The organism is Geminicoccus flavidas, from assembly GCF_009806515.1.
Taxonomy (GTDB): domain Bacteria; phylum Pseudomonadota; class Alphaproteobacteria; order Geminicoccales; family Geminicoccaceae; genus Geminicoccus; species Geminicoccus flavidus.
On the sequence record NZ_WUJP01000808.1, the window covers coordinates 1 to 10,753 of the forward strand.

Below are 10,753 nucleotides of genomic sequence, written 5' to 3' on the forward strand. Positions count from 1 at the left end.
CTCCGAGTCGCCGCCGAGGTCCTGGCCGGCATGGCCGCCTATGCCGCTGCCATCATGCTCCTCGCCCGGAGCAGCCTGCGCCTGCTCACCCGGCTGGCACGGCGCTAGCCGGCCGGCCCACCGCCTGGAGCAGGCCGTCCACCCCGGCCTCGACCGCGGCCACACAGCGCGCCACCGCCGCCTGCTGCGGGGCGGCGCCAGCCAGCGCGGCATCGAGGAGCGCGTCCAGGCGGGCCGCCGCGTCGCCGTTGACCAGCTGGCGGACATCGACCACCCGCTCGCCGATGCCCAGCAACTCGGCAAAGCCGTTGAACTTCGGGTTGTAGCCCAGCCCCACCAGCGGCACGCCCATGCCGGCCGCCAGGATCAAGGGATGCATCCGCCCGCCCAGGAAGGCCTGGCACAGGCCGGTGCAGGCCTTGAGCAGTCGGGCGTCGGCGATCGGCAGCACTGTGGCGGCGTCGCCATGGCGCATCTGCGCCGCGATCTTGCCGGCCAGCACGTCGTCCGCCTCGGACGGCGCGCAATAGGTGGGCAGGAACAGGACTCGGACGTTCAGCCGCTCCACCTGCCGGTCGAGCCGCGCCGCGATCCGCTCGATCAGGATCTGCCCCTCCGGCCCGGCCTGCGGGTCGGCGATGCCCAGGTGCTTGGCGAACTTGCGCGGGATCAGCCGGGCCTTGGGCGGGAACCAGCGGCGCACCGCCACGCCCAGGATCGGCCGGTGGTCCAAGGGCAGCCCGGCCGCGGCCAGGGCCGCCTTGGCCTGGTCGCGGCTGGCCGGCTCCAGGCAGATCGCCGGGTCCGGGACCAGCCGCACCTCCTTGTCCGACAGGGCCTGGGCCACCTTCTGCGCCACCGGGTCGCGCACGCTCACAAACCGCATCGCCCGGAAGGTCGCTCGGGCCGCGAGCCTGCTGGTCGAATGGTCGAGCGGGCCCACGCCCAGCGCGAAGCCCGCGACCTCGGCACCCGCCGCGCGGGCCGCCAGTGCCCGGACGGCCCAGTAGGGCATCTTCAGCAGGCTGTCGTCGTCCTGGAACAGCCCGCCCCCGCCGATCAGGACGAGATCGGCCTCCCGCATCGCACGGAGTTGGGCTGCGGGTGCCGCCTTGGGCACTGCCGCCACCCCGAGCTCGCGGGCGACCTCGTCCGGCCGGTCCGTCACCACGGTGATGCGCGCATCGGGCAGCCGCTGGCGCAGCAGCATGCAGGTGGCGGTCCGGATCGCCTGGTCGCCGATATTGCCGTCGGCATCCCCTGCCAAAATCAGAATCCGCAAGCCTTCACTCCCGATGCGATGGCGTCGCGGCCTTATGCAGAAGGCAGCGCGAGACGCCTAGCGGTTGTGCGTGAACCGCGCGCCATTGTCCCGTCTGCCTCATCCCTCCCTCGACGCGCGCATCCAGCTGATGCAGTAATGTATCCTGACTTTCGTGGTCGAAGTACTGCTTCCGGAAATAAATTTCCGGATATACAACCTGCCAGGTGGGGACACATGCAAGACGTCACACCAGTCTTTGACGACTGCGCTCCGATCTTCATCCTCGGCTCGACCAGATCCGGTACCACGCTGACCCGCTCGATCCTGAGCGCCCACCCCGACATCGCCATCGCGGATGGCTTCCACTACTGGGTCGAGGTGGCCAACTTCCGCAAGGCAGTTCCCGACCTGCGGGCATCGGGCGCGCTCGACCGGTTCTTTGCCCTGCTGGAAACGGCCCGGCACCATGTGCACATCGCCGATCTGGGCCCGGAACTCGCCGAGGTGCGCGCCCGGCTGGCAGAGGATCCCGATCCCAGTGGGGCCAAGTATTTCCGGCTGGCGATGGAGACCTATGCGAAGCACCGCGGCGCCACCCGGTTCGGCGAGAAGACGTCCGCCAACATCCGCTACCTGCGCGAGATCCAGGAGATGTTCCCGCGGGCGAAGATCCTGCACCTCGTCCGCGACCCGCGCGCGGTGGTGGCCTCGCACCTGAACGTGCCCTGGGCATCCCGCGACGTGATCTCGCTGGCGCTGAAGTGGAAGCTCGCAGTGCGCACCTTCCTGGACTTCCAGAAGGCCGGGCCGCGCTACCCCGGCAACCTCATGGAGGTGCGCTACGAGGAGCTGGTGCGCGAGCCGGAGACGATGATCCGGCGGATCTGCGCGTTCGTGGACGTGCCGTTCGACCCGCGCATGCTGGCGCACCAGGAGCATTCCGGCATCAAGGTGAGCGCCCTGCCCTGGAAGATCGGGGTGACGCGCGCCATCAACGAGGGCGCGGTAGCACGCTGGCAGAAGGAACTGCCGGGCCCGCGGCTGGCCCTGATCCAGTGGCTGCTGGCGCCTGAGATGCGCCACTATGGCTACCAGCCCCTGCCCATTTCGGCCGCGGACCGGCGCCAGGTACCGGCCCAGGCCGCCCGGGAACTGCGGCTGTGGCTGGAGTACAAGCGCCGCCAGCGCGCCGAGCGGCAGGCGAGTGGCCCGCAATATTACGACGATGCCGGCATCTACCGGCTGGTCCTGCGCCGGATGCTGGCCGTCCTGCGCCCGGGCCCCGGCCCGGGTAGCCGGCCGGAGGCGGCCGCGCTGCCCCACGGGGAGGTCCGCCCGCCCCGGGCATGAGGCGGTTGACCCCGACATCTGACATGTTAGAGATCCGGCCGAGACCGATTACAGGTCGATGATCGGGGAAGTTGCCAATGATCCGCAGTGCCCTCCTGGGCGGCGTCGCTGCCGCATGTCTCGCCACGCCTGCCCTTGCCTGCGAGGACGCCGACCGGGTCCCGCTGACTTGGTCGACGATTGCCGGCTTCTACACCGATGCCATGGCCGATCTGGTGGCCGGCTTCGAGGCCACGCACTGCGCCAAGGTCAACATCGTCAACATCGACAACTCGCAGCTCTACAATAAGCAGGTCATCGAGATGGTGGGCGCCACCGGCGCCTATGACATCGTCACGCTCGAGACCTCTGAGAAGGCCGACTTCGCCGAGAACGGCTTCATCCTGCCGATGACCGACTATCTCGCGGACAAGCAGGAGCTGGTGGACGACGTGGCGCCGGTGCTGGCGACCATGACCACCCGCTACAACGGCGACATCTGGGGCCTACCCTACTACACCTACACCGCGGGCATCATCTATCGCGCCGACCTGTTCGAGGACGCGGGCGAAAAGGAGGCCTTCAAGGCCAAATACGGCTACGACCTGGCCGTGCCGACCGACTGGAAGCAGCACCGAGACATCGCCGAGTTCTTCACCCGCAAGGCTGGCGAGACGCTTAAGGGCGAGACGCTCACCAAGGACTTCTATGGCGTTGGGCTGATGGCCGGCCCCTTCCCCGAGATCCAGGACGAACTGTCCGGACCGATCTGGGGCGCTGGCGCCGACTGGCTGGACGACGAGGGCAATGTCCAGACCGAAGCCGTCGAGAAGGCGCTCACCGACTATATCGAGTTGCTGAAGTTCGCGCCGCCCGCCGCCCTGACCGTCACCTATGACGGGGTGATGAACCAGATGAAGGACGGCCAGATTGCCATGACCCACGGGTTCTTCCTGGACCAGTGGCCGAACGCGGTGACCACCGAGGAGTCCGTGCCCGGGGCGAAGATGGGTGTGGCCGAGGCGCCGGGGAAGAAGGCCTATATCGGCGGCTTCCTCCTGGCCGTGGCGGAGAGCTCGGCCCATCCCGAGGAGGCCATGGACTTCGTGGCCTATATCGGCGGGCCCGAGGCGCAGAAGAAGTTCGCGGCCGCGGGCGGCACCACCACGCTCACCAGCGTGCTGAACGATCCCGAACTGACCAAACCGGAGAACCGGGCCAAGACCGGCCATTTCGGCACGCTGCTGCAGATCTTCCAGTCGATGGACGGGTTCCAGTCCAACCTGTTCAACACCCCCTATGGGGCCAAGATCTACAACACCATGCAGATCCCGCTGCAGGCCGCCGCGGCCGGGCAGATCACGCCCGCCGAGGCGGCGACCCGGCTGACCGACGAGGTCGCCAAGATCTGCGGCGGGCCCTGCCCGATCGCTAAGGACGGCGACTGAGCCGCTGCCCGCCGGGCTTTCCCGGCGGGCGCCTTCCTCCCCTTCCTCTTTTTCTCCCCACCGGAGGACGACGCCCATGGCGGCGACCTATGCCACGGCAGGAACCGGCCGGCCCACCCATGTCGCCCGCGGCGGCGGCATGTCCGACCGCGCCTTCGCCTGGGCGCTGATCGCCCCCGCTATGGCGATCATCCTGGTGTTCGCCCTGGTCCCGCTCGGCTACGCGGTGATGGTGTCGTTCCGCATGGCCGACCTCACCCGCGGTGGCCTGCGCGAGTTCGTCGGCCTCGACAACTACCGCACCGTGCTGTTCGACCAGTCCTTCTGGGAATCGATCGCGGTCACGCTGAAGTTCACGGTGGCGGCGGTCGGCCTGGAGATGATCCTGGGCATCGCCATCGCCTTCCTCCTGCACGGCGCCACCCACGGCAAGACGATCGTCCGCTCGATCCTGATCCTGCCGCTGGCCACTGCCCCAGCCGTCACCGGCCTGTTCTGGCGCAACCTCTACGACCCCCAGTTCGGCGTCATCAACTGGCTGCTGGGCTCGCTCGGCCTGCCCGAGCCCAACTGGCTGGGCGACATCGATATCGCGCTGTGGTCCGTCGTCCTGTTCGACGTCTGGCAGTGGACCCCATTCGTGGCGTTGATAGCGCTCGCTGGCCTGTCCAGCCTCCCGCGCGAGCCGTTCGAGGCCGCCGAGTTGGACGGCGCCTCCACCTGGCGGGTGCTGCGCGTCCTGACCTTCCCGATGCTGGCGCCCGTCCTGTTCCTGGTGCTGATCCTGCGCACCATCGACAGCCTGCGCCTCTACGACGCCGTGGCGGTGCTGACGAGAGGCGGCCCCGGCACGGTCACCGAGACCATGACCTTCTACCTGTTCCGCACCGGGCTGAAGCTGTTCCGCATGGACTACGCGTCCACCATGGCGATCTTCTTCCTCTACGCGCTCCTGGTCGCCAGCGTCTTCGCGCTCCGCCCGCTGCTCAGGCAGTTCACCGAACGCGCCCAGGCGCAGAACTGAGGACCGGCCGATGCTCCAGCGCCCTGTCCATCCCGCGTTTTCGACCCTGCGCTACGCGCTGATCCTGCTGGTCGTCCTGTTCGCGGCCTTCCCGATCTTCTGGATGATCCTGACCTCGTTCAAGCCGCCGGGCGACATCATGGTGTCCCCGCCGCGCCTGTTCTTCACGCCCACGCTCGACAACTATGTCCATGCGATCGTGGACAAGGACTTTTTGCGCTACGTCACCAACACGCTGATCGTGTCGGTGATCTCCACCCTGTTCGTGGTCGTGCTGGGCTCACTCGCCGCTTATTCCTTCGCCCGCTACAATACCGGTGACGGCCACATCCTGTTCTTCATCCTGTCCACCAAGATGTTCCCTGCCATCGCGGTGGTGCTGCCCTACTTTTTGATCTTCCGCGACATCGGCCGCACCGGCATCGGCCAGTTCCTCCAGATCGGCCTGGACAAGCCGGGGGCGCTCATCATCAGCTACACGATGTTCAACCTGCCGTTCGCCATCTGGCTGCTGGTCTCCTTCTTCCAGGACATCCCCAGGGAGCTCGAGGACTCCGCCCGGCTGGACGGCCTGTCCCGGCTCAAGGTGCTGCGCAAGGTCGTGCTGCCGCTGGCCGCCCCCGGCATCGCGGTCACCGCGATCTTCACCCTGATCTTCTGCTGGAACGAGTTCCTGTTCGCCTACATCCTGACCCGCAAGACCTGGAGCACGGTCACGGTCGGCGTGGAGAGCTTCTTCACCCTCCAGGGCATCCTCTGGGGCCCCGTCGCCGCCGCCGCGACCCTGGCCGTCCTGCCCATGCTCCTGTTCGTCCTGGCCATGCAGCGCTGGATGGTCCGCGGGCTCACCTTCGGTGCCGTGAGGGGCTGAGACCATGACCTTCAGCCAAGCTTGGGACGCCGGCTTCATGGCCGTCCTGATCTTCCTCGGCACCGTGTTCGCCTGGCTGGGCCTGGTCGAGCCGGTGATCGGGAAGGGCCTCCTCTCGACGGTGCTGATGACGCTGGTGGCCCTGGCCTTGGGCGGCGCCTTCGTCGCTCACCGCAAGCGCCAGGCCCGAAAGCTCCTGGAGAGCGTGCGATGATCGAGCTGAAGAACGTCACCAGGCGCTTCGGCCTCACGACCTTGGCGATCAAGGGCCTCGACCTGACCGTGCAGGACCGCGAGTTCCTGGTCCTCTACGGGCCCGCCGGTGCCGGCAAGAGCACCACGCTCAAGATGATCGCCGGCATCGTCCGCCCGACCTCCGGCGACATCCTGCGGGACGGCGTCTCGCTCCTGGGCGTGCCGCCCGAGCGCCGCGACATGGCGATGTGCTTCGAGAACTACGCCCTCTACTCGCACCTGTCGGTGTTCGAGAACCTGGCCTTCCCGCTGCGCGCCAGGGGTGTGGCGGATCGGGAGATCCAGGCCAAGGTCACCAAGATCGCCGAGACGCTGGGGATCCCACATCTCCTGGAGCGCCGTCCGGGCTTCCTGTCCGGCGGCCAACGCCAGCGCGTCGCGCTCGGCCGCGCCATCATCCGCCCGGCCAGCACCTATCTCCTGGACGAGCCGATCGGCCATCTGGACGCCAAGCTGCGCCACCGGATGCGCGCCGAGCTAAAGGGCATGGCCCGCGACCTCGCCTCCACCATCGTGCTGACCACCACCTCCTCGCGCGAGGCGCTGGCGCTGGGCGACCGGATCGCCGTGCTCGACCAGGGCGTGCTCCAGCAGCTCGGCACGCCTGAGGAGATCTACCACCGCCCGGTCAATGAGTTCGTGGCCTCCTTCGTCGGCGAGCCGCCAATGAGCTTCCTGGACGCGACCGCGGAGCGGGAGGGCGGCCAGACAGCGCTGCGCCTGCGCTCCGGCCACCGCCTGCCGGTCGGCCCCGGCTGGGCGGCGCCACTGCGCGACCCGACCTGCCGCCTTGGAGTGCGCGCTGCCGAGCTGTCGATCGCCGATACCGCGGATGACCGCCATGCCGTGCCCGTCACGGTCGACCAGGTGGAACTGCTGGGCCATGTCCGGGTCGTGCGTCTGAGCCTGGGCCAGGAGCTGGTCGCGGTGGTGGTCCCGCCCGAGCGCCAGCTCGCACCCGGCCAGCCGCTCTGGCTGGCGATCGACCCTGCCCGCCTGCACGTCTTCCAGGACGGCCGGGCGGTCAGCCATCCCGCCATGCCCACCGTCCATTGAGCGAGGCCTGAACCCCATGGCATCGATCCAGGCCGAAAGGCTGGTGAAGCGCTACAACCCGGGTGCCCCGCCCGCGGTGACCGGCATCGACTTCGAGATCGCGGACGGCGAGTTCGTCGCGATCCTGGGCCCGTCGGGCTGCGGCAAGAGCTCCACCATGCGGATGATCGCGGGCCTGGAGACGATCACCGAGGGCACCATCCGCTTCGACGGCAAGCTGGTGAACGAGGTGCGGGCGCGCGAGCGCAAAGTCGCCATGTCGTTCGAATCCTACGCGCTCTACCCAACCATCAGCGTCTACGAGAACATCGCCTTCCCACTGCGCTGCCGGGGCGAGTCGAGCGTGGAGATCGACCGCCAGGTCCGGCAGATCGCCGAGACCATGGAGTTGGCCCCGCTGCTGGGTCGCCGCACCAAGGAGCTGTCGTCCGGTCAGGCGCAGCGGGTGGGCCTCGCCCGGGCACTCATCCGCCGGCCGACCGTGTTCCTCCTGGACGAGCCGATCTCGCACCTCGACACCCGCCAGCGCTACCGGATGCGCCAGTTCATCAAGTCGATCCATCGCGACTTCAGGACGACGATGATCTACGTGACCCATGACCAGGAAGAGGCCATGGCGCTGGCGGACCGGATCATCGTCATGAGCCATGGCGACATCCAACAGATCGGCACGCCCGAGGAGATCTACGAGCGGCCGGTCAATGCCTTCGTGGCCGGTTTCGTGGGCGAGCCGCCGATCAACTTCATCGACGGCGAGGTGCTCGTGCAGGACGGCGAGTTCCACTTCGCGACCGCCGGCCAGTCATTCCTCCTGCCGCACAAGGTCCAGGCGACGCCCGGGCGGATGCGCCTGGCCGTCCGCCCCGCTTGGCTGAGCCTGGGCAGTGAGGCCGACCACCACCTGCGCGCCACCCATTTCGTCACCGAGCGCCTGCAGGACCACAACATCCTGGTGGTCGATGTCGGCCGCACCCGCGTCACCCTGCTGACTGACCCGACGGTCGTGCCGCAGGACGGCCAGAACCTGTATCTCAGGCTCGATCCCGATCGTATCCTCCTCTACCCACCGGACCGCAGCCAGGTGGCTGCGGACGATGACGACTCGTGAGTTTGGAAAGGCGCAATCAGGTGGCCGGCGAATATGACTATATCGTGGTGGGCGGCGGCAGCTCGGGCTGCGTGACGGCAGGCCGCCTCGTGAAGGACCATGGTGCCAGGGTGCTCGTGCTGGAAGCCGGGCCCAGCGACCGCAATCCCCTGGTCAGCATGCCGGCCGGCTTCATCAAGATGCTCGGCGTCGACAAGTTCATGTGGTTCTACGAGACCGAGAAGCAGGAGCGCCTGGGCGGCCGTGCGCCGATCATCCCGCAGGGCCGGATCGTGGGCGGCGGCAGCTCGGTCAACGCCATGATCTATATCCGCGGCAACCCGGCCGACTACGAGCCGTGGGACGAGGCGTCCGACGGCGCCGGCTGGGCCTACCGCAACATCGTGGCGCACATGCGCCGGATGGAAGGCAACCAGCGCCTGCACAACGCGCTGCATGGCGTGTCCGGCCCGCTCAAGGTCTCCGACCCGGTCCATACCTGCGAGGCCAGCCGCGCCTTCGTCCGCGCCGCGCAGGGGGCTGGCATCCCCTACAGCCACGACTTCAACGGCCAGCGGCAGACCGGCATCGGCTTCTACCAGACCACCACCTATCAGGGCCGCCGCTGCTCGGCCGCCAACGCCTTCCTCGATCCGGTCCGCAGCAATCCCAAGCTGACCCTCGAGACCGGCGTGCTGGTCAACCGGATCGTGCTGGAAGGCAAGCGGGCAGTCGGCGTCGAGTATGTCCGCAACGGCCAGACCGTGCAGGCTCGGGCGAAGCAGGAGGTGATCCTGTGCGCCGGCGCCATCGCCACGCCCAAGCTCCTGATGCTCTCCGGCATCGGGCCGGAAGCGGAACTGAAGCGTCACGGCATCGCGCTGCAGCACCGCCTGGAGGGTGTGGGCGCCAACTTCCAGGACCATCACGAGGTCCCGGTCATCGCCATGACCAACGGCGCCTATGGCTACCACAAGCAGGACGTAGGCTTCGCCAAGTACCGAAACGGCCTGCAGTACCTCCTGTTCAAGTCCGGCCCTGTCGCTTCCCACGGCGTGGAGGCCGGCGGCTTCTACAATCCGGAGGACATGGACGCCGATCCGACCATCCAGCTCTTCTGCGTGCCGGCGGTGTTCCTGGACAAGGACATCACCGACATCCAGCCGGACCACGGCATCACAGTCAATTCCTGCCTGCTCCGGCCCAAGAGCCGCGGCCGGATCAGCCTGCGTTCGGCCGACCCGAACGCCCGCCCGGTGATTGAGCCCAACTATTTCGACCATCCCGACGACCTGCGCATCACGCTGGCCTCGGTGAAGTTCGTGCGCGAGATCTTCGAGACCGAGCCCCTGAAGGACATGGTGAAGAAGGTTGTGTTCCCCTCGGACGAGCTGAAGACCGACGAGGAGCTGATCGGCCACTGCAAGCGCTTCGTGAAGACCGTCTACCACCCGGCCGGCACGGCGAAGATGGGCACAGAGAAGGACCCGATGGCGGTGGTCGACCCGGAGCTGTGCGTGATCGGCCTGGAAGGCCTGCGCATCTTCGACGCCTCGATGATGCCGAACATCATGAGCGGCAACACCAACACGATCGTGCTGGCCGTGGCCGACAAGGGCGTGGCGCTGATGATGAAGGAGGAGCTGCCCGCCCCCATCGACCTGCCCAACCGTCCGCTCGCCGCCTGAGCCCAAGGGATGAGCGCCCGCCACACCGAGGTCGAGCCGATCGATCGCCCCGAGCAGCTGACGGACCTGGTGCTGGGCCGGCTGCGCCGGGACATCGTCGAGGGCGGCTTTGAGCTGGGCGAGCGCCTGTCCGAGCAGCAGCTCGCCACCCGCTACCGGGTCACCAAGGCGCCGGTGCGCTCGGCCTGCATCCGCCTGCAGAGCGAGGGCCTGGTCACGGTGGTGGCCCAGCGCGGCATCTTCGTGTTCGACCCGAGCCCCGCCGAGGTCCGCGCCCTGTGCGAGCTGCGCGTGGCCCTGGAGCTGGAGGCGGCCTCGCTCGCCCTGGTGCGCGCCAAGCTGGCGCTCGCTGATGCGCTGGGCGAGGTGATCGAGCGGATGCGCCCCTACGCCGCCGATCCCACCACCACCGCCGATCTCGGCTACCAGCGCCTGGATTCCGAATACCATCTGGCGATCCTGGAGGCGGCCCAGAGCCCGATGCTGTTGGAAGCCTACCGCTCGGTGGTCAACTGGCGCTTCTCGGCCCTGCGCACCCGCCTGGCCCGCCAGCGCGAGCATGCCGAGAACTCGTTCCGCGAGCATCTCCTGATCCGCGACGCGGTCTTGCGCGGCGACCTGCCCGAGCTCCAGGCGAGGCTCCGCCAGCATGTCGATAACACCGACCGCTACTACGCCCATCTCCTGGAGGCGCGCGCCGGGCTGGCGGCGCCGGCCTGACCGTTCTCAAC

At 68.2% G+C, this 10,753-nt stretch carries 10 protein-coding genes; 9 read left to right on the top strand and 1 reads right to left on the bottom strand.

Annotation, left to right across the window (positions count from 1 at the left end):
* Positions 1 to 85: 85 nt before the first annotated feature.
* Positions 86 to 1,282, bottom strand: coding sequence for a polysaccharide pyruvyl transferase family protein (locus tag EQG76_RS23150; protein ID WP_159716698.1), 1,197 nt, complete (start codon positions 1,280 to 1,282; stop codon positions 86 to 88).
* A gap of 216 nt (positions 1,283 to 1,498) precedes the next feature.
* On the opposite strand from EQG76_RS23150, the gene EQG76_RS23155 reads away from it, so the two are divergent.
* The 9 genes from EQG76_RS23155 (at position 1,499) to EQG76_RS23195 (ending at position 10,742) form a co-directional block, all read left to right on the top strand.
* Positions 1,499 to 2,614, top strand: a complete 1,116-nt coding sequence (locus tag EQG76_RS23155; RefSeq protein ID WP_159716700.1) for a sulfotransferase family protein — start codon at positions 1,499 to 1,501, stop codon at positions 2,612 to 2,614.
* A 77-nt stretch (positions 2,615 to 2,691) separates the two neighbouring features.
* Positions 2,692 to 4,041 (top strand): ABC transporter substrate-binding protein, encoded by a 1,350-nt coding sequence (locus tag EQG76_RS23160; protein ID WP_159716702.1) that lies wholly within the window; start codon positions 2,692 to 2,694, stop codon positions 4,039 to 4,041.
* A gap of 76 nt (positions 4,042 to 4,117) precedes the next feature.
* Entirely contained in the window at positions 4,118 to 5,065 is a 948-nt protein-coding gene (locus EQG76_RS23165; RefSeq protein ID WP_200841051.1) for a carbohydrate ABC transporter permease, read from the top strand.
* A gap of 10 nt (positions 5,066 to 5,075) precedes the next feature.
* On the top strand, positions 5,076 to 5,936 hold the full coding sequence (locus tag EQG76_RS23170) for a carbohydrate ABC transporter permease (protein ID WP_159716704.1): 861 nt from the start codon (positions 5,076 to 5,078) through the stop codon (positions 5,934 to 5,936).
* A gap of 37 nt (positions 5,937 to 5,973) precedes the next feature.
* Positions 5,974 to 6,150, top strand: a complete 177-nt coding sequence (locus tag EQG76_RS23175) for a hypothetical protein (protein WP_159716706.1) — start codon at positions 5,974 to 5,976, stop codon at positions 6,148 to 6,150.
* On the top strand, positions 6,147 to 7,247 hold the full coding sequence (locus EQG76_RS23180) for an ABC transporter ATP-binding protein (protein WP_159716708.1): 1,101 nt from the start codon (positions 6,147 to 6,149) through the stop codon (positions 7,245 to 7,247). Before EQG76_RS23175 ends, EQG76_RS23180 begins: the two co-directional genes overlap by 4 nt.
* A 16-nt stretch (positions 7,248 to 7,263) precedes the next feature.
* Entirely contained in the window at positions 7,264 to 8,355 is a 1,092-nt protein-coding gene (locus EQG76_RS23185) for an ABC transporter ATP-binding protein (RefSeq protein WP_159716710.1), read from the top strand.
* Positions 8,356 to 8,375: 20 nt separating this feature from the next.
* A complete protein-coding gene (locus tag EQG76_RS23190) occupies positions 8,376 to 10,022 on the top strand; it encodes a GMC family oxidoreductase (RefSeq protein WP_159716712.1) in 1,647 nt (548 codons plus the stop codon).
* Between the two features lie 9 nt (positions 10,023 to 10,031).
* A complete protein-coding gene (locus EQG76_RS23195) occupies positions 10,032 to 10,742 on the top strand; it encodes a GntR family transcriptional regulator (RefSeq protein ID WP_159716714.1) in 711 nt (236 codons plus the stop codon).
* Positions 10,743 to 10,753: the final 11 nt, after the last annotated feature.

Coding starts and splice junctions, on each gene's coding strand:
- EQG76_RS23180 (WP_159716708.1), top strand. CDS start 6,147: ATGATCGAGCTGAAGAACGTCACCAGGCGCTTCGGCCTCACGACCTTG.
- EQG76_RS23185 (WP_159716710.1), top strand. CDS start 7,264: ATGGCATCGATCCAGGCCGAAAGGCTGGTGAAGCGCTACAACCCGGGT.
- EQG76_RS23160 (WP_159716702.1), top strand. CDS start 2,692: ATGATCCGCAGTGCCCTCCTGGGCGGCGTCGCTGCCGCATGTCTCGCC.
- EQG76_RS23175 (WP_159716706.1), top strand. CDS start 5,974: ATGGCCGTCCTGATCTTCCTCGGCACCGTGTTCGCCTGGCTGGGCCTG.
- EQG76_RS23155 (WP_159716700.1), top strand. CDS start 1,499: ATGCAAGACGTCACACCAGTCTTTGACGACTGCGCTCCGATCTTCATC.
- EQG76_RS23195 (WP_159716714.1), top strand. CDS start 10,032: ATGAGCGCCCGCCACACCGAGGTCGAGCCGATCGATCGCCCCGAGCAG.
- EQG76_RS23165 (WP_200841051.1), top strand. CDS start 4,118: ATGGCGGCGACCTATGCCACGGCAGGAACCGGCCGGCCCACCCATGTC.
- EQG76_RS23170 (WP_159716704.1), top strand. CDS start 5,076: ATGCTCCAGCGCCCTGTCCATCCCGCGTTTTCGACCCTGCGCTACGCG.